We start from the raw sequence: 22,911 nt of genomic DNA, 5'->3' as shown, positions 1-22,911 counted from the left end.
CTGGATGCCTGGCCAGCGCGCTGCCACGTAGCTCCCGGCCCGAAGGTATGGAGCCTCGCCGTGGTTGACTCGACGGGGCTTCTTGCAGCCCACCATGGAAACGAAGACGATCCCACGAAGTCACGGCCCCGTCCGATCGATATGCCGGATGAGGATCATTCTTGCCCTGGATGGGCGTCCGGCGCGGCCTCCGCCGTCGGTTCCGCCGGTTCGGCCATTTCCGCTCCGACCCGCGCGGCGGTCTCCCGGAGCCAGATGTGCGCCGCGACGTGCGTGTGGACCGGTGCCACCACAGCGCCTCCTGGAGCGGCACGGCCTCGTAGGGCGGTTCCATGATCCGTACGGCGGCGCGCGGCGCCCCGTATCGGACGGCCTCAGGCATCACCGGCGAGGTACGTGGATACCGGCCGGGAGACCGAATCCGCGTGACCTACGGCACCACAACCGTCCAGGTCGCCCTCACCTCCGCCGCCGACGGGGCCAGAACGATGCTCCGCGTCCACCAGGAGCGAATGGCCAGCGCCGAGCAACGCGAGCGGCAGCGGACGCACTGGCAACGAGTGATGAACAAGACCGCCGGAGCACTGGACCAGGGCTGAGCGCCCGGGTCGGATGACGAACCGTCAGCCCGCTACACAGCGGCGATAGCGATCTACTGCTGGAGTACTGACCGCATCGGTGTGGACGTTGCCTGGGAATTGGCCGTGAGTTCCCGGGGAAGTGGTGCGGCGCAGGGCCGCAGAAGGCGACGATCGCTGGTGTGGTTTGGCGTTTTCGGCCGAGTTAGTGAGGTATTCGCGAAGGCCGGGCTCCCAGAGAACTCCCAGGTTCCTTCCAGGGATTCAAAGGGGCGGGCAGCCAGAATTCCCCACTCATGAAGGTGCTTCCACGGCGGCGCAAGGCTGCCCTGATGAACTCGGTGTTGGGCGTTGTGCTCCTTGCGGCCGTCGGCGGTGCCTATGCGGGGGTGAGCAGCGGCACTGGCACTCGCGCGCCTACCGGCACGCGAGCGGTGGCGGTCGCCAAGGGCACGGTGCTGGCGATGGTGTCCGGCTCCGGGGCGCTGGTCTCGCCGAGCGATCTCGGAGTCAACTTCACCACCGGCGGCCAGCTCACCGAAGTGGACGTCAAGCCCGGTGACAAGGTCACCAAGGGGGAGGTGCTGGCCAAGGTCGACGCGACCGCGGCAAACGAGACGCTCACCCAGGACCAGGCGTCGCTGACGGCGGCCCAGGCCAACCTCAGCAAGGTCGAGGCTGGTCAGGCGAGTTCCACCTCGACGGGGTCCAGCGGCAGCTCCGGCGGAGGGTCCGGCAGCGGCGGATCGGGAAGCGGGTCAACCGGCGCCTCGGCGGGCACGGGCGGATCCGCAGCGCAGCCGTCCGGGTCGGTGCCGACGCGCAGCGGCGCCACGCACGGCCCTACGCCCAGTGCCTCGGCCAGTCCCAGCGGCGCCACGCACGGCCCTACGTCCAGTGCCTCGGCCAGTCCCAGCGGCGCCAGCAGTCCCGGGGCCCGGAACGTGTCCTTCGTCCAGGCGGTCGCCACCAACACCACGGCGAGCCCGTCCGCGTCCGTGGACCCGGTCCAACTCGCCCAAGCCCAGGCGCAGCTGATCCGGGCCCAAGACGCGGTGAGCGCGGCGCAGCGCGCGGTCGCCGGAACCGTACTGATCTCCCCCGTCGGCGGCACGGCGGCAACGGTGGCCGGCAAGGTCGGCGAGACGGTCTCCAGCACGGGCAGCGTCTCCGGTTCCGGCTCGGGCTCGACCTCCGGTTCCGGTGGCTCCACTGGCTCCTCGGCCACACCGACGGGTTTCGTGGTGATCACCAACCCGACCGGGATGCAGGTGACGGCCGACTTCTCGGAGGCCGACGCGCTCAAACTGCAGCCCGGCCAGGCGGCCACGGTCACCCTCAATGCCGAGCCCGGAACGGCGCTCAACGCCACTGTGCTGTCGATCAGTTCCCTGCCCGCGACCAGCGGATCCGGCTCGGGCGGCGGCAGCAGCAACTCGGGCAGTGCCGTGCAGTACGCGGCGATGCTCAACATCACCAGCCCGACCACCAACCTCAGGACCGGGCTCAGCGCCGGCATCCAGGTGGTTACGGGCGAGGCTTCCAGTGCGCTGTACGTGCCGACGGCGGCGGTGAGCGGGACCGGCACGAACCGCACGGTGACGGTGGTCAAGGCGGACGGCACCACGCAGCGCACCAGCGTGACGGTGGGCGTGGAGGGCGACACCGACGATCAGATCACCAGCGGCCTGGCCCAGGGCGAGCAGGTCCAGATCACCACGGTCTCCTCGACCGGGACGGGCGGCTTCCCAGGCGGCGCCTTCCCGGGCGGCTTGGGCGGCACCCGCGGTGGCGGCGGCGGCGGGGTCCGTCCCGGCGGCGGCGGATGAGAGTACGTGGTGGGCCGACGCAACATCTAACCGCCCCCAGGAGATGCGGCCCGCGAACTCCTCGACGATCGAGGATGAACGCACGCTGCTTACCAAAACGTAGCGCTGAAGGCGAAGAGGACCGTGCGGGGCGCATCGTCCACATCGAACTCGCCCGTCACTCTCCATCCGGGAAGCATCACGGAACCTCTGGCCCAGGGTCTTCAACTGTTGGGTGTTTGGCTTGAGTGGGCTGGTTGATGCTACTTCGTGTCGTCGGTGCGGATCCTCAGGATCTGCCACTGCTTCCATCCTGGTCAGTTGCGGTTTCCGTCTCCTTTGAGGGATGCGGGTGTTCACCGTCTCGTCCTCGTCGGATGCCGACGGTCGTGGTCTTCCCGTACTTTCCCCGGCCTTCCCGCACCCTCGGGGTGCGGGAAGGCCGTGTCCTTGTGTGATGGTCAGTGGTTAGGCCGATCGGAGTGCCGGGATGCGGCTGCTTTCGAAGATGACCGGACACGTGGGGGAAAGGCGGAGTGGTGGGCATGGCCAAGCTGATGGCGACGGCCACGTGTACCGCCTTCTCCGGTGTACTGGAGGGCACCGGCGAGCGGGTCGGCCGGCGAGCCCTGCTGGAACGGGTGGGTTTTCTGGCCCAGTTGAGCCGGGAGCTGACCGGCGCTCTGGTGGCCGCCCGGTGGGATGAGGGTTCCCTGGAGGTGCTGGCCGCCGGGGTGGACGAGCGGGGCCAAGACCTGCCGTCCAAGGGGTGGATGGCGATGCGTCGCCTGAACTGGCCGCGGACTCTCACGCCCCCGGCGGGGGTGTATGTCCCGGACCGGGTGCGGCGGGGTGCCGAGGAGTACGCCGCGCGCACGCTGCGGCTGGCCCTGCACCGTCGCGGCATCGTGGCCGCCGTCCTGGCCACCTGGCCCGATGATCCCTCGCGGCGCACCGGGGGCGAGTGGGCGGCACTGCGGGCGGCAGTGCCCGCCGGGGTGAGCGGTGCGGAGATCCGCAGCCGCACCCGGCGGATCCGCCAGTTCGTGGCCGGGCACGGGCAACTGCCCGCCGGGCTGTGTGCCCTGGAGGGCCCGCCGCAGGTGGCCGGGCAGGTGTTGCTGGCGGCGATGGACCGTCAGCAGGTCACCCTTGAGCGGGTGGATGCGGCCACCGCCCGGTTGCGGGTCAAGCTCCCCCTGCGGGCGGCCCCGGCCACGGGCCGGGACTGGGCCTGGCACGTGATCGACATCCGGCTGCCCGGCACTATCGCACCGGATGCGGTGCTGCACACCCCGACCCTGCGCCCCGCCCCGGCCGGGAGGATCGCCGTTGACCTGCCGCACTCCCGGCTCGTCCCGGCCACCAAGGCGAGCGGGCACCGTGTGGCGCTCGGCTTCGACTGGGGCGTCAACACCCTGCTCACCGGAACTGTGGGCCGCCTGACCGGCCAGGGCCCGGCCAAGCGGGTGGTCACCGACGGGCGCCCCCTGGTCTTCGACGCCACCACGGTCAGTGCCGCCCTGCACCGGCTGCGCGGCGTCCGCGAGCACCTCGCCGCCAAGCGTGACCACTACCGGGCGCTGGCCGGCGGGCTCGGCTCCCCGCACCTGGCCTGGGGCGAACACCTGGACCGGGCCCGGGTACTGCAGAGCGAGCACGGGCGGGTGTGTGCCCGGATCCGGCGGCTGAATGCCTCGCTGGCCTGGGCGGCGGCCCGCTGGGCCGTCGACCAGGCGGCAGCACTCGGCGCGAGCGTCATCTACCTCGAAGACCTGACCACCCTGGAAGCACGCGGCCACCGGACCGGCAACGCCCGGCTGTCCGGGCAGGTCCGCGGCACCGTCGCCGAAGCGATCCGGCACCTGGCCGCGAAGGCCGGGATCACGGTCGTCACCGTCCCGGCCCGGGGCACCTCCAAACTGTGCCCCGGCTGCCTGAGCCGTCTCACCCACCACCCCGCCCCCGACCGGCTTCACCAGCGCGGCTGGAAGTGGGCGCACTGTGCGGGCTGCGGACTGTCCATGGACCGGGATCACGCCGCCGCCCGCCGGATCGTCTCCCGCGGCCTGCTCGCCCAGGCCCACACCACCACCGACCGCGCCACCGGTGCCCGGACCATCCGCACCACGGTGGACGGCACGGTGGCTCTGGTGAGGCGTCCGAAGAAGGCCACCCGCCGTCTGCGCCGACAGCGCCGCGCGGAGCAGGCCCCGCCCCGCCCGCGCGGGCCCAAGGCCACCGAGGGCAAGCAGCGCCCCACCCCCGGCAGGCCGAGCGGCACCCGGCACCGAAGTGCCCGGCGCGCCGCCCCGGCACAGGCCCCGGGCCACAAGACTTCCCGCCGTATGCCCGATGTGCGTACGGTCCCCGCCACCACCCCCACCACGGGGGCAGTCCAGCGTCCGGCGGGGCATGACACCACGACACCAGCCGCCGTATCCGGGCCGGTGCCAGGTCATGGAGTACCCGCACCCCACCGGCCCGAAGATCTTCTTCCGGCCGGCCGGAGGCGGCTCTCACACAGAACCTGCCGGCAGCGCACCCGCGCCGCCGAGCGGACCGGCTTCCACCACCTGCACGCCACCGAGGTCCACCCCCTCACCCCGAGGTTCGGACCACCGGACGGCAACCGCACACGGCCACGCCGCGCCCGAAAAGCCTGGAAACCACAGGCACACACAGAGTTCTAGAGACGCTTAGTGCGGCGACCGCATGCGTTCGTCGGGTCCGTCGGCGCGCCGGTCACTGTTCGGGGACGAGTTTGACCAGCAGGGCGTGCAGCTGGTCGCGCTCGGCCTGGGTGAGGCGGTCGAGCAGTCCGCTGTCCACGGAGGCGGCCACGGGTATCGTGTCGGCGACCTCCTGGCGGCCGGCGGCGGTCAGTTCCAGGAGCCGGCGGCGGCGGTCGGAGGGGTCGACGGTGCGGGTGAGCAGGCCGCGCTGCTCCAGCCGCAGGAGGACGGCCGCGAGGGTGGCCTTGTCGATGCACGCTGCAGTGCCGACCGCCGACTGCTCGATGCCGGGACGCTGGCGCACGGCGCGCAGCACGGCGTACTGCGGCTTGGTCAGCAGGGGCAGCCGGGCCTGCCAGCGGGCGCCGTGCTCCTGCAGTGCCCGCCGTATGAGGTGGAAGGTCTGCCGGTACAGCTCGGAGCCGTGATCCTGGGGCCGTGGGTTGGAGCTCATGGGCCAATGTTAGGCTGTAAACGAAACGTTCGTGGACGAACTATAGGCCGACGAACGTTACCTGCTTAAACCTGTGAGGCATCATGCGGCTGATCATCGGAATGACCGGGGCCACCGGCGCCCCGCTGGGCGTGCGCCTGCTGGAGGCGCTGCGGGAGCTGGAGGACGTCGAGACACACCTGGTGATGAGCCGCTGGGCTCGAACCACGATAGAGCTGGAGACGCCCTACACCGCTCGTGAGGTGGCCAAACTGGCGGACGTCGTGCACGGGGCCGGGGACCAGGCGGCCTCGATCTCATCCGGTTCGTTCCGCACCGACGGGATGATCGTCATCCCGTGCAGCATGAAAACGCTCGCCGGTATCCGGGCCGGCTACGCCGACGGGCTGGTCGGGCGGGCGGCGGACGTCGTCCTCAAGGAGCGCCGGAAGCTGGTCCTGGTGCCGAGGGAGACCCCGCTCAGCGAGGTGCACCTGGAGAACATGCTCGCTCTGTCCCGGATGGGCGTCGCCATGGTCCCGCCGATGCCTGTCTTCTACAACCACCCGGAGGGCGTCGACGACATTGTCGACCACGTGGTCGCCCGGGTACTCGACCAGTTCGACCTGCCCGCCCCGCGGGCCCGCCGATGGGCCGGACTGGCCGACGCCCGCCGCGCCGGGGACCCGGGCACCTCGGACCACTGATCCCTCCCCGGGACGCGCCCGGAATGCGAAAGGAACACGAACACCATGGCTTACGACGACCTGCGGGCCTTCCTGGACGCACTCGACAGGCAGGGGCAGCTGCTGCGTATCACCGAGGAGGTCGCGCCCGAGCCCGATCTCGCTGCCGCGGCGAATGCCGCCGGCCGGATCGGCGACGGCGCCCCGGCCCTCTATTTCGACAACGTCACCGGCTTCACGGACGCGCGGATCGCGATGAACGTTCACGGCTCCTGGCGTAACCACGCGCTGGCCCTGGGCCTGCCCGTGAACACCCCGATCAAGGAGCAGGTGGAGGAGTTCGCCCAGCGCTGGGACGCTTTCCCGGTCGCCCCCGAGCGCCGGGAGAACGCCCCGTGGTCGGAGAACACCCTGGACGGGGAGGACGTCGACCTGTTCAAGGTGCTGCCGCTTTTCCGGCTCAACGACGGCGACGGCGGCTTCTACCTCGACAAGGCCGCCATCGTCTCCCGCGACCCGGACGACCCGGACAACTTCGGCAAGCAGAATGTCGGCATCTACCGCCTGCAGGTCAAGGGCCGCAACCGGCTCGGCATGCAGCCGGTGCCGATGCACGATGTGGCGCTGCACCTGCGCAAGGCCGAGGAACGCGGCGAAGACCTGCCGATCGCCATCACCCTGGGTAACGAGCCGGTCATCTCCATCGTGGCCGGCATGCCGATGGCCTACGACCAGTCCGAGTACGAGATGGCCGGCGCCCTGCGCGGCGCCCCCGCGCCCATCGTCACCGCCCCGCTCACCGGCTTCGACGTGCCCTGGGGCTCCGAGGTGGTCCTGGAGGGGGTGATCGAGGGCCGCAAGCGTGAGATCGAGGGCCCGTTCGGCGAATTCACCGGCCACTACTCCGGCGGCCGCAGGATGGCCGTGGTCCGGATCGACAAGATCTCCTACCGCACCAGTCCGGTCTTCGAGTCCCTCTACATCGGCATGCCGTGGACCGAGACCGACTACCTCATCGGCCCCAACACCTGCGTTCCCCTGCTCAAGCAGCTGCGCGCGGAGTTCCCCGAGGTCCAGGCGGTCAACGCCATGTACACCCATGGACTGCTGGTCATCATCTCCACCAAGAAGCGCTACGGCGGCTTCGCCAAGGCCGTCGGCATGCGGGCGATGACCACCCCGCACGGCCTCGGTTACGTCAAGATGGCGATCATGGTCGACGAGGACGTCGACCCCTTCGACCTGCCACAGGTCATGTGGGCGATGTCAGCCAAGGTCAACCCGGCCGGAGACATCATCAACCTCCCCAACCTCTCCGTCCTCGAACTCGACCCCGGCTCCCAGCCCGCGGGCATCACCGACAAGCTCATCATCGACGCCACCACCCCCGTCGCCCCCGACGACCGCGGCAACTTCAGCACCCCGGCCAAGGACCTCCCCGAGACCCCGCACTGGACCGCCAAACTCCAGGCCATGCTCGCCGCCCGCTGACCCGCACCCTTCCCGGGAGAGAAGAGAACCCCGTGACCTGCCCCCGCTGCGACTTCGACACCATCCGACAACTCGCCACCTCGCCCGTCCCCGGCATCTGGGACGTCCTGCAGTGCCACCGCTGCCTCTACACCTGGCGCACCACCGAACCCGCACGCCGCACACAGCGCGATACCTACCCCGACGAGTTCCGCATGACCCAGGCCGACATCGACAACGCCCCCGAAGTCCCCACCGTCCCCCCGCTGCTCAGCCGGCCGCCGCACACGGCGCACTGACGCGGCAGTCCGCCGCCGCTCACCGCTGCGCGGGCGGGCCGGGACGTCCGCATCCGCCGGGGAGCTCCTCGTACGCCATGCCGGTGCCCGGCGGCTCAGCCGAGCCCGCCACCACGGATCCGCGCGACCCCGAGCCCTTGGTGGCGAAGGGCGAGTATCGCGGCACCCAGCGCATCAGCGCCGCCGCGGCCAGCACCCCGACCCCGCCCATCAGGACGATTCCGGAGGCCAGACTGCCCAGCCCGGCGGCGGCGGACACCACCAGCGGTCCTCCGGCGCTCCCGGAGTCGGCGCACAGCCTCCACACCCCGAGGAACTGCGAGCGGGTCTCCGGCGGTGCGACATCCGCGCCGAGAGTCATCAGAATCCCGCTGCCGATCCCGTTGCCGAACCCCATGAGCATCGCGACAACGGTAAGCGAGACCAGTCCGTGGGTGAGCGGCAGCAGGGCCTGTGTCAGTCCCAGTACGAGCATCGACGGCACGGCGATCCACAGCCTGCCGGCGCGGTCCATGACCATGCCCGAGGGGTAGAACGTCAAGGTGTCCACGAGTCCGGCGATCCCGAAGACGATGCTCGTGGTCGAGGGGGCCTGACCGAGGTGCTCTGCCCACAGCGGCAGTACCGTCTGCCGGGTCGCGCGCACCGAGCCCACCAGGAAGACCGCCGTCCCCAGGGTCAGGAAGACCCTGTGGTGCCGCGCGACCACGGCCCGGACCGAGACAGGTGCGGAGCGGCGCTCCTGCGCCCTCCCCGGTTCCGACACGTCGCGGACGAGCAGGACCACCAGACCGGCGGCCATCGTGCACGCCACGGCCAGCCAGTACACGTCCCGCACCGGGCGGCCGTACACCACCGCCGCGCCGATGAACGGCCCGATGAACGCGCCCACCCGGGACATGCCCCCGAGCGTGGACAGTGCGCGGGCTCTCAGGCCCGCGGGGATGACCTCGGTGAGATAGGACTGCCGGGCCAGGGTGAACACGGCGTTCGTCGCCCCCGTGGCCGTGATGGCCAGCGCCAGTTGCCAGAGGGCGCGGGCCTGCGCGCAGCCGACCAGCGTCACCGCGGCGACCGCGGCGGCGACGAGCATGGCCTTGCGGTCGCCCACCCGGGCCGCCAGAGCCCCCGCAGGTACGTCCCCCAGAATCTGCCCGACCCCGAGCAACGCCAGCGTCAGCCCGGCCGCGCTCACCGAGGCGCCCAGCGCCCGTCCGCTCAGCGCGACGATCGGAGCGAGCGCGCCCATGCCGGTCTCGAATATCAGCGCGGGCAGGAAAACAGCCGGCGCCAAGCCGACAAGGGACACCTGCCGTGAACTCACCTGCTAAGGCCTCGCTTCGAAGGTCGCCAGCGATCCGGGTTTCCCGGCGATCATATGCGGCGGGGATCCGGCAGCGGCGGGCAGGTCCCGCACCGCGGCGGCGGACTCGTTGGACGATCGCACGTCGCCCGGATGGTCCCACAGACGTGGTGAGATCCGCCGAAGAGGGGTACACAGCGGGACGGAACCCGTCATTCGCCTGACAAGAACCAGCTGGAGGAGCCGCCGTGAAATTCGGGATCTCGACCTTCATCACTGACCAGGGCATCGGACCGGCCGCTCTCGGGAGAGCGGTCGAAGACCGGAACTTCGATTCGGTGTTCATCGCCGAGCACACACACATCCCGGTGGAGCGCCGCTCGCCCTACCCCGGCGGTGGTGAGCTGCCGGATATCTACTACCGCACCCTTGACCCGTTCGTCGCGCTGAGTGTTGCCGCCGCGGTCACCGAACGGCTGCTGCTGGGGACCGGTGTCGCGCTGGTGGCGCAACGGGACCCGATCATCACGGCGAAGGAGGTGGCCTCCCTAGACCATGTCTCCGGCGGTCGCGCGGTCCTCGGCGTCGGCGTCGGCTGGAACCGTGAGGAGATGCAGAACCACGGCACCGATCCGACCACCCGCGGCCAGCTGGTCAACGAGCGGCTGCTGGCGCTCCGGGAGCTGTGGACCAAGGACAAGGCGGAGTTCCACGGGGAATTCGTCGACTTCGGCCCGGTGTACTCCTGGCCCAAGCCGGTGCAGCGCCCGCATCCGCCGATCTACGTGGGCGGCGGCCGGGGCGCGTTCCCCCGGGTCGCGGAGTTCGGGGACGCCTGGCTCGCCAACAGCCTGCCGCCGGAGGAGCTCGGCCCGCAGATCGAGGAGCTGCGCGCCATGGCAGGCCGCGAGGTGCCGGTGACGGTGTACGGGGCAGCCGACGATCCTGCGGCGATCGAAGGCTACACGCGGCTCGACGTGGAGCGGGTGCTGCTCTACCTGCCGACGAAGCCGGAGAAGGAGACGCTGGACCAACTGGACAGGCTGGCCGAGCTGGCTGCCCGGTTCCGCTGAGCTGCCGGGAGACCGGGCACGCCGGCACCGGCTGATCAAGACGCCGGGCGGGGCCGTCCGGGGCCGTCCGGGGACGGCGGCCGACCGTGCTTGCAACAAGGCTGCAGGTTTCTGCAAACGGTTTGCATTAGGTGTCGTATGATTGCGGCCATGACGCGGCGACTTGCTCAGGTGGCGAAGAAGGTTGGGGTCAGTGAGGCAACGGTCAGCCGGGTGCTGAACGGCAAGCCGGGCGTGGCGGAGCCGACGCGGCAGGCGGTCCTCACGGCGCTGGACGTGCTCGGGTACGAACGGCCGACCCAGCTGCGCGGGGAACGCGCGCGGCTGGTCGGGCTGGTGCTGCCGGAGCTGCAGAACCCCATCTTCCCCGCCTTCGCCGACGTGGTCGGAGCCGCGCTCGCGCAGCAGGGGCTGACACCCGTGCTGTGCACGCAGACCGCGGGAGGGGTCAGCGAGGCGGACTACATAGAGCTGCTGCTCCAGCACCGCGTCTCCGGCGTGGTGTTCGCCGGCGGGCTGTACGCGCAGGCGGATGCGCCGCACGACCACTACCGGCTGCTCGCCGACCGGAATCTGCCCGTCGTGCTGATCAATGCCGCCATCGACGACCTGGCCTTTCCCCGGGTCTCCTGCGACGATGCCGTCGCCGTCGAACAGGCCTGGCGCCACCTGATCTCACTGGGCCACGAGCGGATCGGCCTGCTGCTGGGTCCGTCCGACCATGTGCCGTCCCGGCGCAAGCTCGCCGCCGCCCGCGCCGTCGCCGAGACCGGCGGCGGCGCGCTGCCCGAGGAGTACGTCGGACGGGCGATGTACACCCTGGAGGGCGGCCAGTCCGCGGCGGCGAGGCTGTGGGAGCGCGGGGTGACGGGCATCGTCTGTGCCAACGACCCCATGGCTCTGGGTGCCGTCCGCGCCGCGCGGCGGCTGAACCTCTCCGTGCCCGGCGACGTCTCGGTGATCGGGTACGACGACTCGGCGTTCATGAACTGCACCGAACCCCCGCTGACCACCGTGCGGCAGCCGATCGAGGCCATGGGCCGGGCCGCGGTGGAGCTGCTGGTCGCCCAGGTCGGCGGGAAGACCGTCGCTCCGGACGAGTTGCTCTACGAGCCTGAGCTTGTCGTCCGCAGCACCACGGGGCCGGCGCGCCGCTGATCCCGGTCTCACGGGTCCCTTCAGTCAATCTTTTGCGGAATCTGCGCGATATCTTGCGGTCATCTGTCGGGAGTGCTTGAGTTTGCCCCGCCCCCGCTGCGCGTAGTTGCGGGCTTTCCACGCTCATGCCCGAAGGGAACCACCGATGAGAAGCTCCTGGTTCCGCTCTCCCAGCTCTCCTCGCCGTACCGCCGCGGTCTGCCTCGTCTCCGCGCTCGCGCTGACCTCCGTGGCGGCCTGCGGTACCAGCAGCAGCAAGAGCGGCGACAACAACCCGACGGGCGGCGGCTCGTCCGACGCCTCCGCCCCGCTGGACCCGAAGGCCAAGGTGACGCTCACGATCGACTGCATGCCGCCGGCCGCCAAGGCGGCGCAGCTGAAGGAGTGGAACGCGGATGTGAAGACGTTCAACAAGACGTACCCGAACGTCACGATCCAGGGCAGGTCGACGCCCGGCCAGTGTGAGGAGCCGGCCCGCTTCACCGCCGCCCTCAAGGCGCAGTCCCAGCCGGATGTCTTCTACACCTACTTCACCGACCTTCAGCAGGTGCTGGACAACAACGGCGCCGCCGACATCACGGCGTACGTCAACAACAAGACCGTCCCCGCCCTCGGCGACATCGACCCCAACGTGCTGGGCGTCCTCAAGCAGGGCGGCAAGCTCTACGGCGTGCCCACCAGCAACTACCGCATGGGCCTGCTGATCAACCGCAAGCTCTTCACCCAGGCCGGACTCGACCCGAACAAGCCGCCGACGACCTGGGACGAGGTCCGCACCGACGCCAAGGCCATCGCCGCCCTCGGCAAGGGCATCGCCGGTTACGGCGACTACAGCACGGCCAACACCGGCGGCTGGCACTTCACCGCCGCCATGTACGGCCTTGGCGGCGACATCGTCTCCTCCGACGGCACCAAGGCCGCCTTCAACACCGCCCTGGGCCAGCAGATCGTGAACAATCTGCACGCCATGCGGTGGAACGACAACAGCATGGGCCAGACCCAGCTGCTCAAGTGGGGCGACCTGCAGAAGCAGATGGCGACCGACAAGCTCGGCATGTTCCTCGCCGCCCCCGACGACATCACCTACATGGTCCAGCAACTCGGCGCGAAGTACGACAACTTCGGCATGGGACCGATCCCCGGCGGCAAGGCGACGCTCTTCGGCGGCAACGACTACATGATCAAGAAGGGCAGCTCCCCGGACAAGATCAAGGCCGCCATCGCCTGGCTGAACTTCGAGACCCTCACCCCCGGGAAGGGCCAGTTCGAGTACGCGCGCACAAAGGTCGACGGCCTGCCCGTCGGACTGCCCCAGCCGGCCTTCTTCACCGGCGCGAGCAAGACCAAGGACGACGGGCTCAAGACCGCTAGCGCGACCATGCCGGTCGAGAACTTCAAGGCCTTCATGGACAACCCCGTCCCCGGCAAGGCGGAGCCCCCGAAGGCCCAGGAGATCTACAAGGTCCTGGACAACGTGATGTCCGGCGTGCTCACCGACAAGAACGCCAACGCCGGCGCGCTGCTCTCCGCCGCGGAGAAGCAGGTCAACCAGGTCCTGGCGAACGGCTGACGATGTCGGCACCCACGCTGGCCACGAGCGAGGCGGCGCGGCAGCGCCCCGGGCAGCCCGGCAACAGCCGGACGAAGAACTCCCACGAGGGGTTCGCCCGGGCGCTGCGGCGCAATCTGTCGGCGCACGGCTTCCTGATCGGCGCCGTCCTGTGCTTCGCGTTCTTCTCCTGGTATCCGATGGTCAGGGAGTTCGTCCTGGCCTTCCAGAAGACCAAGGGCGGCCACACCACCTGGGCCGGCTGGTCCAACCTGACGTATATCTTCAACGATCCGGCCTTCTGGCAGGCATGGCGCAACACCCTGCTGTTCACCGGCCTCGCGCTGATACTCGGGTTCGCGGTGCCGTTCCTGGTCGCCGTCACGCTGAACGAGTTCCGGCACGGCCAGGGCTATCTGCGCATGCTGGTCTATCTGCCGGTGATGCTCCCGCCGGTCGCCTCCGTCCTGCTCTTCAAGTACTTCTACGACCCCGGATACGGTCTCTTCAACCGCATCCTGCAGCTGTTGCACCTGCCCGACCAGCAATGGCTGCAGTCCACCAGCACGGCCATGCTCTCCGTCGTGATCGCGTCGACCTGGATGAACATGGGCGGCGCGACCCTGATCTACCTGGCCGCGCTGCAGGGCATCCCGGGGGAGCTGTACGAGGCGGCCGAGCTCGACGGGGCCGGACTGCTCCGCAAGATCTGGCACGTGACCATCCCGCAGACCCGGCTCATCCTCTCGCTGATGCTGCTGATGCAGATCATCGCGACGATGCAGGTCTTCACCGAACCCTTCCTGCTCACAGGCGGTGCGGGCCCCGAAGGCGCCACGACCACGGTGGTCTACCTGATCTACCAGTACGCGTTCAACTTCAACAACTACGGCAGCGCGGCGGCGCTCGGCCTGGTCCTGCTCGTGCTGCTCGCGGGGTTCTCCGCGGCGTACGTACGACTGAGCCGCAGCAGCGAGGACTAGGAGGCGGACGATGACGACGAGAACGCTGATTTCGCCCGCACAGCTGGGCAGGACCCGTGGCAAGGTCGTGTACTGGACCGTGTTCGCTGTGGTGATCACGGTCTTCACCCTGGTCTTTCTCGGCCCGCTGTACTGGATGGCCACCGGCGGTCTCAAGACCACCCAGGAGTTCGTCCAGACCCCGCCCACCGCCTTCCCCACCTCCCTGCACCCGAAGAACTACTCGCACGCCTGGGCGGTGATGGATCTGTCCCGGCTGCTGTTCAACACCCTCTGGTACGCCTTCGGCGCGCTCGCCTTCCAGTTGGTGTTCGACGTTGCCGCCGCCTACTCGCTCTCCCGGCTCAGGCCGGTCCTGGGCAAGCTGATCCTGGGGATGATGCTCGCCACGCTGATGATCCCGGCGACCGTCCTGGTCGTACCGCAGTACCTCACGGTGCTGGACGTGCCGTTCTTCCAGCGCAATCTGCTCAACTCGCCCTGGGTGATCTGGCTGCCGTCCGTCACCAACGCCTTCAACATCTTCCTGCTGAAGAGATTCTTCGACTCGATCCCGGGCGAGCTGCTGGACGCCGCGGCGGTGGACGGGGCGTCGCGGCTGCGGACCCTGTGGTCCATCGTGCTGCCGGTCTCCCGGCCGATCCTCGGCGTGGTCTCCATCTTCGCGGTGGTCGGCGTCTGGAAGGACTTCCTCTGGCCGATGCTCACGCTGCCCGACCCAAGCAAGCAGACGCTCAACGTTGGCATCTACTCGCTGGCCAGCGGCGTGCCCGAGAACTGGCTGGTCGCCGCGCTCGGCATCGCCTCGCTGCCGACGCTGCTGATCTTCCTCGTCTTCCAGCGCAACATCATGGGCGGCCTGACCGCCGGCGGTCTCAAGGGCTGAAAGGAATTCGTGTGCTCACTTCGGACTGGTGGCGCTCAGCTGCCATCTACCAGGTGTACGTACGCAGCTTCGCCGACGGTAACGGCGACGGCACCGGCGACCTCGCCGGGGTACGCGCCCGGCTGCCGTACCTGGCGGACCTCGGCGTCGACGCCCTGTGGTTCAACCCCTGGTATCCCTCGCCGATGATCGACGGCGGGTACGACGTGGCCGACTACCGTGACATCCACCCGGCGTTCGGCACCCTCGCCGACGCCGAGAAGCTGATCGCCGAGGCGCTGGACCGGGGCATCCGGACCATCGTCGACATCGTGCCCAACCACATCTCCGGCGCCCACCCCTGGTTCCGGGCCGCCCTCGCCGCCGGACCCGGCAGCGCCGAGCGCGAGCTGTTCCACTTCCGGCCCGGCCTCGGCGAACACGGCGAACGGCCACCCAACGCCTGGCGCTCCCAGTTCGGCGGCTCCGCCTGGACCCGCACGACCGGCCCGGACGGCACGCCGGGGGAGTGGTACCTGCACCTGTTCGCCCCTGAGCAGCCCGACCTGAACTGGGCCCACCCCCGGGTGCGGGCCGAGCACGAGGAGGTGCTGCGCTTCTGGCTCGACCGAGGAGTCGCCGGCGTACGGATCGACTCCGCCGCCCTGCCCGCCAAGGCCCCGGATCTGCCCGACTTCACCGAGGGCCGCGACCCGCACCCGTACGTCGACCGGGACGAACTGCACGACATCTACCGCTCCTGGCGCCGTGTCGCCGACTCCTACGACGGCGAGCGCGCGCTGATCGGCGAGATCTGGCTGCCCGACACCGAACGCTTCGCCCGCTATCTGCGCCCCGACGAGCTGCACACCGCCTTCAACTTCGACTTCCTGGCCTGCCCATGGGACGCAGCGGGGCTGCGCGCCTCCATCGAAGCGACCCTGGCCGCCCACGCACCGGTCGGCGCCCCCGCCACCTGGCTGCTGTCCAACCACGACGTCACCCGCACCGTCACCCGCTACGGCCGGGCCGACAGCTCCTTCGACTTCGCAGCCAAGGCCCACGGCATCCCCACCGACCGGGCGCTCGGCACCCGCCGCGCCCGGGCCGCCGCCCTGCTCACGCTGGCCCTGCCCGGACCCGTCTACATCTACCAGGGTGAGGAACTGGGCCTTCCGGAAGTGGAGGACATCCCGACAGACCGGCTCCAGGACCCGATGTACTTCCGCTCCGGCGGCACCGACCCAGGACGCGACGGCTGCCGGGTCCCGATGCCCTGGTCGGGGCACGAGCCGCCGTACGGCTTCGGTACCTCCGGCGATCCATGGCTGCCCCAGCCCGGCGACTGGGCGGAGCTGACCGCCGAGGCCCAGGCAGCCGACCCGGCCTCGATGCTCGCCCTGTACCGGGCCGCGTTGCGCCTTCGGCGTACCGAACCGGGGCTCGGCGACGGCCCGATACGTCTGCTGGACACCGCCGAGGGGGTACTCGCCTTCACCCGCGAGGGCGCCTTCGGCTGTGTCCTCAACCTCACCGGACAGCCGGTGGCGCTGCCTGGCCACCGGGAGGTGCTGCTGGCCAGCGGTCCGCTCCGGGACGGGCTGTTGCCGCCGGACACGGCGGTCTGGCTGCGCCTGGACGGCGAGGCCGCATAGGGCGGGGGGACGGGTCGCCTGCGCGGGCCGGTGGCCGATGTCGCGCCCACCGGTGCCGCCCTGCGGCACGCCTGCCCACAACGCTGGAGGCATGACGCAGGGGCGCGGCGCCGAGTCGAATCGGCGGCGCGCCCCTGCGCTTTCATTCGCCGTGGTTATCCGGTTGGCACCGTCCACTTCTGGTTGGTGGCGCCGGTGCAGTCCCAGATCTGCAGGCGGGTGCCGTTGGCGGAGCTGGCGCCGGTGGCGTCGAGGCAGCGGCCGGAGGCCGGGTTCACCAGGGTGCCCGAGGTGTAGGTCCACTTCTGGGCGTTGGTGCCGTTGCAGTCGTACAGCTGCACCTGGGTGCCGTTGGCGGTACCGGCCGATGTGAGGTCCATGCACTTGCCGAGCGCCTGGAGGGTGCCGTCGGTTGAGACGGTCCACTGCTGGGCGCTGGTGCCGTTGCAGTCGTACAGCTGGACGGCGGTGCCGTTCGCGCTGGCGGCGCCGGCCAGATCGACGCACTTGCCGCCGATGCCGGTGATCGTGCCGGTGGGAGCGGTGGCGCCGCTCTGGGTGCCGCTCCAGGTGAAGGTGGCCGAGGTGTGCGCCGGCACGGAGTACGTGAAGGACTGGCCGCCCCAGACCACATGCAGGCTCTGGGCCGAACTGGAGTCGTTGTAGGAGACCAGAGCCTTTGAACCGTCCGGGTTCTGCCACGCGACGTTGGGCACAGTCGAGTTGGCCGTGGAATCGATGCGGTAGGCGCCCGGCTTCACGAACTTCGTCAGCTGGCCCATGTCGTAGTACTCGACGTTGTAGTCGACCTGTCCACTGCGGCTGTCGCCGTTGTGCACGGTGATCAGACCGGTGCAGGTGCCGCAGCCGCCGTTGTGCGGACCCATGTTCTGGTCGACGGCGAGGGACCACTTGACCACCGACTTACCCCAGTTGCGGGTGTAGTCGATGATGTTGAGCATGTCCTCGCGCTGCTGGTCGGAGACCCAGGTGCCGCCCGAGTGCTCGGTGTCGAAGGCATCGGTGGCGGGGTACTGGTTGTGCACGGTGGTCTGCTCGGTGACGTTGCCGCCGTAGCCGTGCCAGGCGATGCCGCCGAACAGCGAGTCGTTGCGGATGGCGGCGGTGTCGACGGTCGGGGCGCCGTACGAGGCGTAGGTGTCCCAGTTCCAGTCCAGGGCGAGGACTTTGGTGCTGAGCCCCGCAGCGTGGAAGGCCGGCAGGAGATTGGTCCCGATGAAGTACTGCAGGCCGGAGCCGTTCCAGTTCATGGAGGGGTAGCCGGAGCAGCAGGTGGGCTCGTTCTGCGCGGTGACGTAGTCGATCGGCACGCCCTGCGCCGCGTAGGCCTGGACGTACTTCACGAAGTACTGGGCGTAGGCGGCGTAGTACTGCGACTGCAGCCAGCCCAGGCTGGTGGCGCCGTTGTCCTTCATCCAGGACGGGGCGGTCCACGGCGTGCCCATGACCTTCAGCGATGGGTTGAGCGCCTTCGCCTGCTTGGTCAGGGGGAGGACGTCGGTCAGGTCGTGGCTGATGGAGAAGGAGTTGAGGTTGGGATCGGTCGAACCGGCGGCCACGTCGTCGTAGGTGTAGCTGTAGCGGGCCAGGTCCGAGGCGCCCATCGGGTTGCGCAGGAAGCTCAGGCCGATGCCGGAATTCGGGTCGAAGAGCTGCTGCATGACGGATGTGCGGGTCGCGCTGCTGAGCGCGCCGCTGCTGTTCATCAGGTAGGCGGCGGTGTCGGTGAAGGACGCGCCTGCGCCGCTGAACTGCTGGTATTTCGTGTTCTCGTTGACGACGACGGTCTGCCCACTGCCGCTGGTGCCGGAGGTGAAGGCTGTGGGCGTCTGCTGCTGGAGGCCGCGGGTGACATTCCGGCCGCCGGAGTCGTTGGTGGTGGTCAGCCAGACGTTCACCGCCTCGCCCGCGGCGTGGGCGGGAGCCTGGCCGGTGAGTGCCAGGGCGGCGGTCATGACGGTGGTGAGCAGCGCCGCGGCCAGGCGGCGCGGGCGGTGGCGGCCGCGGCCCGGTCGCGGGGTGCGGGAGTGTCTCATGGCGTGATGCCTTTCGGCCGGCGGTGGGGGGAGCCGTGCGGCCTCTGGAGCAGACATGTCGTGTCCCTGACATATCTACTTCGCCAGGCCGTCGGCGGGGGCGGCGGATGCTGCCGGATGCCGTGTCAGGACCCTGTTCCGACGGGCGGCTACTGAAAGGTCCAGACCTTAGTTCACGTCGTGATTTAACTCGTGATGTAAGGGGGGTGTCAAGAGTGCGAACGTGCGTCAAGAGTGCGAACACCCTTACCGGCGGTCCCGCGGACGGGTGATCCGCCACCGGAGTGCGTCTCACGGCGATCCCGGTGATCCTGCACATCGCTCACGCAGAAGGCGCACAGCAACCTGACGGAATCCCGGCATGCCCGTGCCCGGCAAACCAAAAATGCGGGTATGTCCGACCGGGATCCGGGGCGCGACCCACCGATGGGAATTGCGTCCTGGAATTATGTGAAGAAGTCGTCACCGTATGGTGGGCAAAGCAGCGGTGGGCGTGTTGTGTCACCGAAACGTTGACCCAAACATCGGACCTGCCGGGTGGACGGGCGGCCCGCTGGCGTGGTTCTATCGGGCGCTAGACGGGAGTTGTAAAAAGCAGGTTCCCGGGGTTTCGGGCATCAGGCGACCGTTGAAGTGGCCGGATCGGCTTGACGCTGAGCCGGCCGATGCTATTCAGGAACACTCAAAGAGCAATGAAGGGAAGCAACAGTCATGCGTAACGACTTCACGCCCCAGGTCGAGACCCGCGAGATTGCCGACAGCGACCTGGACAACATTTCCGGTGGCATCCTGGGCCTCGTCGGTGACGTCGTTGGGACCGCCGAGTCCGTTCTGCCCGTTTCGCTGCCGCTCGCGCAGGTCACCGGCCTCGTCGGCCAGACCACCGGTCTTGTTGCCGGTCTCTGACGGAGACGTTCGCTACGCGGCTTCATAGCCGCGAGCGCCACTCGGTCTACCGCCCCATCTGAATCCCGATGGGTCGGCCATGGGCTCCGGAATTCTTGTTCCGGGGCCCATGGGTTCCGTAGGCCGTCGGCTGCCGCTTGCGCAGGCGGCGCCTGTGTTATGGTCGCGTATTGCTGTACCCGACCGAGACGAATGCAGTTGAGGGAATAGTTCCGTGGAGTTCCGGCAAAAGGCGCTTTCCAAGCTGCAATCGCCTGAGGAGCTCGATATACCTGTGCGCTTCGCCCGGCCGCAGGGCTGGCTCGTACTGGCTGTCACGGCGGTCGTCATGGGCGTCGCATGTTTCTGGGCCGTTACCGGCTCTGTGTCATCCAAAGTGAGCGCACCCGGGATCCTGACCCATGCGGAGGGCAGTTACATCCTGCAGAGCCCGGTCGCGGGCCAGGTTACCGCCGTCTTCGCCAATGAGGGCGACACGCTGCCCAAGGGCGCACGACTGCTGAGCGTGCGCACAAGCCAGAGCGCGGAGACCGTACGCACGGTAGCCGCGGGCCGGGTGACCTCGCTGTTGGCCAAGATCGGTGCGGTGGTCGCCACCGGTGCGGATCTGGCGACAGTGGAACGAATCGACAACCCCAACGAGCCGCTGGTGGCGGTGTTGTACGCGTCGAGCAGCAGCGGATCGACGATTCCGGTGGGTTCTTCGGTGGATCTGACCGTCCAGTCAGTGCCGGCACAGCGGTACGGGGTGCTGCGAGGCCGCGTCCTCGCGGTCAGCCGGATACCCGAGACCCGGCAGCAGATCACCAGCTTCCTCGGGAGCAGCCAGTTGGCCGAGCAGTTCTCGGCGCAGGGCCAACCGGTGGCGGTTGTGGTCCAACTGACCCGGTCGGCCGGCACGAAATCCGGGTACAAGTGGTCGTCGGCGCACGGCCCGCCGTACGCGGTCGATTCCACGACGTTGGCCACTGGCGCCATCCACCTGGCCGCGCAGCATCCGATCGACTGGATCCTTCCGTGACCGCGCGGCACGATTCCGCAGCGACGGAGCCGACGCCGGTCCAGGGGCGTGGGCGGCACCGTCCGAACCAGCTCGACCGCGGGCGGCACCGTCCGGACCGGGCGAAGCCCGAGCCGAGGCCGAAAGGCAGAAAGCAGAAGACCGTCCGCAGTCCAACGGTCCTTCAGATGGAGGCCGTGGAGTGCGGTGCCGCTTCGCTGGCCATGGTGCTCGGCCACTACGGCCGGCACGTGCCCCTCGAAGAACTGCGTATGGCCTGCGGTGTGTCCCGCGACGGCTCCAGGGCCAGCAACCTGCTCAAGGCCGCACGCGGCTACGGCCTCACGGCCAAGGGCATGCAGATGGAACCGGCTGCCCTGGCGGAGGTGCGGGCACCGGCCATCCTGTTCTGGGAGTTCAACCATTTCGTGGTATTCGACGGGATGGGACGGCGCCTCGGCCGTCGGGTGGTGCACATCAACGATCCTGCCCGGGGCCGTCGACCGGTGTCGTTGGAGGAATTCGACTCCAGTTTCACCGGCGTCGTGCTGACCTTCGAGCCCGGCGGCGAATTCCGCCGGGGCGGCCGGAAGCCGGGTTTCCTGGCCGCCCTCCCGGCGCGGCTGCGCGGCACTACGGGCACAATGCTGGCCGCGTTGATCGCCAGCTTCCTGCTCGTCGTGGTCGGCGCGGCGGCACCGGCCTTGAGCCGTACGTACATCGACATGTTCCTGTTGGGCAATCAGACGTCATTGCTGCTGGTGCTCTTCGCGTCGATGGCCGCCATGGTCGTGCTGACCGCCGTACTGACCGCTCTGCAGCAGGCGAATCTGCTGCGTGGGCGCATCATCTCCTCCACACTGAGCAGCGCCCGGTTCCTGCGGCATCTGCTCAGGCTGCCCGTCACGTTCTTCGCCCAGCGCAACCCGGCCGACCTCGTCCAGCGACTGCAGTCCAACGACACGGTCGCCGAGACCCTGGCGAGGGACCTCGCCGCCGCCGGTGTGGACGCCGTGGTCGTGGTCCTCTACGCGGTCCTGCTGTGGACCTATGACCCGCAGCTGACCGTGATCGGGGTGCTCATCGCCCTGCTCAACGTGGCGGCACTGCGGTTGGTGGTCCGGATCCGGGGCACCGGCGTGCAGAAGCTGCGGGCGGACAGCGCCCGGCTGACCAACACCTCCTACAGCGGGCTCCAGCTGATCGAGACGATGAAGGCCACCGGAGCCGAGAACGGCTACTTCCGCCGCTGGTCCGGCCAGCACGCGACCACGCTGGAAGGCCAGCAACGACTCGGTGTGCCGAGCGCGGCGCTGGCCATTGCCGCGCCCACGCTCGCGGCACTCAACAGCGCGCTGATTCTCCTGATCGGCGGGCTGCGGGCGGTCGAGGGCCATATCTCGATCGGTTTGCTGGTGGCCTTCCAGTCACTGGTGACCAGCTTCACCGCACCGGTCACCCGGCTCAACGGGGTAGCCGGCCGGATCCAGGACTTCGCGGCCGACGTGGCCCGGCTCAAGGACGTCGAGAGCTTCCCGGTGGATCCGCTGTACTCACGCCCCGAGCCGGCCGCGAGCACCCGCAGGCTCAGCGGGCATGTGACGCTGGACAACGTCACCTTCGGATACAGCGCGCTCGACAAACCACTGCTCACCGACTTCTCACTGTCGGTCGGGCCCGGCCAGCAGGTCGCGCTCGTCGGCGGATCCGGCAGTGGCAAGTCCACGGTGTCCCGGCTGATCTCGGGTCTCTACAACCCGTGGAAGGGCGAGATCCGCATCGACGGACAGCGGCTGGAGGAGATCTCCCGCAGCGCGCTGTCCGCCTCGGTCTCGTTCGTCGACCAGGACATCTTCCTCTTCGAGGGCACTGTCCGCGACAACGTGGCCTTGTGGGATCCGTCGATAACGGATGAGGCCGTCGTCGCGGCCCTGAAGGACGCTGCCATCCATGACACCGTCTCCAGGCGTCCCGGCGGCATCCACAGCCGGGTGGAGCAGGACGGCCGCAACTTCTCCGGCGGCCAGCGACAGCGGCTGGAGATCGCCCGGGCGCTGGTCCGTCAGCCCAGCGTCCTGGTGCTGGACGAGGTGACAAGTGCCCTGGACGCGGAGACCGAGCAGTTGATCATCGACAATCTGCGGCGGCGCGGCTGTGCCTGTGTCGTCATCGCGCACCGGCTGAGTACCGTCCGCGACAGCGACGAGATCGTCGTACTGGACCACGGAACGGTCGTGGAACGCGGGCGGCACGAGGACCTGGTCGCTGCCGGAGGGCCGTACGCCGAGTTGGTCAGGGAGCACTGACGTGACATCTGTTCACCAGCCCGTGGCCGCCGGGGCCGAGCCCGGTG

The 22,911-nt window shown here is 69.3% G+C and carries 17 protein-coding genes and 2 pseudogenes; 15 read left to right on the top strand and 4 right to left on the bottom strand.

Translation table 11 applies throughout. The features are described from left to right. Window positions 1–155 precede the first annotated feature (155 nt). A pseudogene (locus tag FCI23_RS17005) lies at window positions 156–349 on the bottom strand (LysR family transcriptional regulator); the annotation flags it as partial. On the opposite strand from FCI23_RS17005, the pseudogene FCI23_RS17000 reads away from it, so the two are divergent. The 3 genes and pseudogenes from FCI23_RS17000 to FCI23_RS16990 all read left to right on the top strand — a co-directional run. After that, a pseudogene (locus FCI23_RS17000) lies at window positions 342–599 on the top strand (SRPBCC domain-containing protein); the annotation flags it as partial. The pseudogenes FCI23_RS17005 and FCI23_RS17000 overlap by 8 nt on opposite strands. Before the next feature lie 311 nt (window positions 600–910). Continuing rightward, complete coding sequence (locus FCI23_RS16995) at window positions 911–2,407, top strand: efflux RND transporter periplasmic adaptor subunit (protein ID WP_169316820.1); 1,497 nt, start codon at window positions 911–913, stop codon at window positions 2,405–2,407. 524 nt (window positions 2,408–2,931) lie between these two features. After that, window positions 2,932–5,079, top strand: coding sequence for a zinc ribbon domain-containing protein (locus FCI23_RS16990; RefSeq protein ID WP_136724747.1), 2,148 nt, complete (start codon window positions 2,932–2,934; stop codon window positions 5,077–5,079). Window positions 5,080–5,131: 52 nt separating this feature from the next. Here the strand turns inward: FCI23_RS16990 and FCI23_RS16985 are convergent, their stop codons facing one another. Then, window positions 5,132–5,575, bottom strand: a complete 444-nt coding sequence (locus FCI23_RS16985; protein ID WP_136724746.1) for a MarR family winged helix-turn-helix transcriptional regulator — start codon at window positions 5,573–5,575, stop codon at window positions 5,132–5,134. 83 nt (window positions 5,576–5,658) lie between these two features. Here FCI23_RS16985 and FCI23_RS16980 point away from each other — a divergent pair, with 83 nt between their 5' ends. Genes FCI23_RS16980 through FCI23_RS16970 form a run of 3 tightly spaced genes read left to right on the top strand, consistent with a single transcriptional unit; the run spans window position 5,659 to window position 8,009 of the window. Beyond that, on the top strand, window positions 5,659–6,261 hold the full coding sequence (locus tag FCI23_RS16980) for a non-oxidative hydroxyarylic acid decarboxylases subunit B (protein WP_136724745.1): 603 nt from the start codon (window positions 5,659–5,661) through the stop codon (window positions 6,259–6,261). A gap of 45 nt (window positions 6,262–6,306) precedes the next feature. Further along, entirely contained in the window at window positions 6,307–7,731 is a 1,425-nt protein-coding gene (locus FCI23_RS16975; protein ID WP_136724744.1) for a non-oxidative hydroxyarylic acid decarboxylases subunit C, read from the top strand. A gap of 32 nt (window positions 7,732–7,763) precedes the next feature. Beyond that, on the top strand, window positions 7,764–8,009 hold the full coding sequence (locus tag FCI23_RS16970) for a non-oxidative hydroxyarylic acid decarboxylases subunit D (RefSeq protein WP_136724743.1): 246 nt from the start codon (window positions 7,764–7,766) through the stop codon (window positions 8,007–8,009). A gap of 19 nt (window positions 8,010–8,028) precedes the next feature. On the opposite strand, the gene FCI23_RS16965 is transcribed toward FCI23_RS16970, so the two are convergent. Then, window positions 8,029–9,303 carry an MFS transporter gene (locus tag FCI23_RS16965; RefSeq protein WP_211265359.1) on the bottom strand — a complete coding sequence of 425 codons (1,275 nt, stop codon included), beginning with the start codon at window positions 9,301–9,303 and terminating at the stop codon, window positions 8,029–8,031. Window positions 9,304–9,560: 257 nt separating this feature from the next. Between FCI23_RS16965 and FCI23_RS16960 the strand changes: the two genes are divergently transcribed. From FCI23_RS16960 to FCI23_RS16935, 6 genes are all read left to right on the top strand, one after another. After that, on the top strand, window positions 9,561–10,385 hold the full coding sequence (locus tag FCI23_RS16960; protein WP_136724742.1) for an LLM class F420-dependent oxidoreductase: 825 nt from the start codon (window positions 9,561–9,563) through the stop codon (window positions 10,383–10,385). 150 nt (window positions 10,386–10,535) lie between these two features. Next, window positions 10,536–11,543: a LacI family DNA-binding transcriptional regulator gene (locus tag FCI23_RS16955; protein ID WP_136724741.1), complete on the top strand. Its 1,008-nt coding sequence runs from the start codon at window positions 10,536–10,538 to the stop codon at window positions 11,541–11,543. 145 nt (window positions 11,544–11,688) lie between these two features. Then, window positions 11,689–13,113: an ABC transporter substrate-binding protein gene (locus FCI23_RS16950; protein WP_136724740.1), complete on the top strand. Its 1,425-nt coding sequence runs from the start codon at window positions 11,689–11,691 to the stop codon at window positions 13,111–13,113. Window positions 13,114–13,115: 2 nt separating this feature from the next. Next, window positions 13,116–14,075: a carbohydrate ABC transporter permease gene (locus FCI23_RS16945; RefSeq protein ID WP_136724739.1), complete on the top strand. Its 960-nt coding sequence runs from the start codon at window positions 13,116–13,118 to the stop codon at window positions 14,073–14,075. 10 nt (window positions 14,076–14,085) lie between these two features. Continuing rightward, a complete protein-coding gene (locus tag FCI23_RS16940; RefSeq protein ID WP_136724738.1) occupies window positions 14,086–14,961 on the top strand; it encodes a carbohydrate ABC transporter permease in 876 nt (291 codons plus the stop codon). A gap of 11 nt (window positions 14,962–14,972) precedes the next feature. Beyond that, the gene (locus tag FCI23_RS16935) at window positions 14,973–16,595 is read left to right on the top strand and encodes a glycoside hydrolase family 13 protein (protein ID WP_246143762.1); all 1,623 of its coding nucleotides are present in this window, start codon (window positions 14,973–14,975) and stop codon (window positions 16,593–16,595) included. Between the two features lie 155 nt (window positions 16,596–16,750). Here the strand turns inward: FCI23_RS16935 and FCI23_RS16930 are convergent, their stop codons facing one another. After that, window positions 16,751–18,652, bottom strand: coding sequence for a ricin-type beta-trefoil lectin domain protein (locus tag FCI23_RS16930; RefSeq protein WP_136724737.1), 1,902 nt, complete (start codon window positions 18,650–18,652; stop codon window positions 16,751–16,753). Between the two features lie 711 nt (window positions 18,653–19,363). On the opposite strand from FCI23_RS16930, the gene FCI23_RS16925 reads away from it, so the two are divergent. The 3 genes from FCI23_RS16925 (at window position 19,364) to FCI23_RS16915 (ending at window position 22,864) form a co-directional block, all read left to right on the top strand. After that, window positions 19,364–19,558, top strand: a complete 195-nt coding sequence (locus FCI23_RS16925; RefSeq protein ID WP_136724736.1) for a type A2 lantipeptide — start codon at window positions 19,364–19,366, stop codon at window positions 19,556–19,558. A 214-nt stretch (window positions 19,559–19,772) separates the two neighbouring features. Beyond that, on the top strand, window positions 19,773–20,579 hold the full coding sequence (locus FCI23_RS16920) for an HlyD family efflux transporter periplasmic adaptor subunit (protein WP_136724735.1): 807 nt from the start codon (window positions 19,773–19,775) through the stop codon (window positions 20,577–20,579). A gap of 167 nt (window positions 20,580–20,746) precedes the next feature. Beyond that, window positions 20,747–22,864, top strand: a complete 2,118-nt coding sequence (locus FCI23_RS16915) for an NHLP family bacteriocin export ABC transporter peptidase/permease/ATPase subunit (protein ID WP_246143761.1) — start codon at window positions 20,747–20,749, stop codon at window positions 22,862–22,864. The last annotated feature ends 47 nt before the right edge of the window (window positions 22,865–22,911 follow it).

Source organism: Actinacidiphila oryziradicis, from assembly GCF_005047355.1.
In the GTDB taxonomy this organism is placed as follows: domain Bacteria; phylum Actinomycetota; class Actinomycetes; order Streptomycetales; family Streptomycetaceae; genus Actinacidiphila; species Actinacidiphila oryziradicis.
This window is presented reverse-complemented; position numbering and strand designations above follow the sequence as displayed.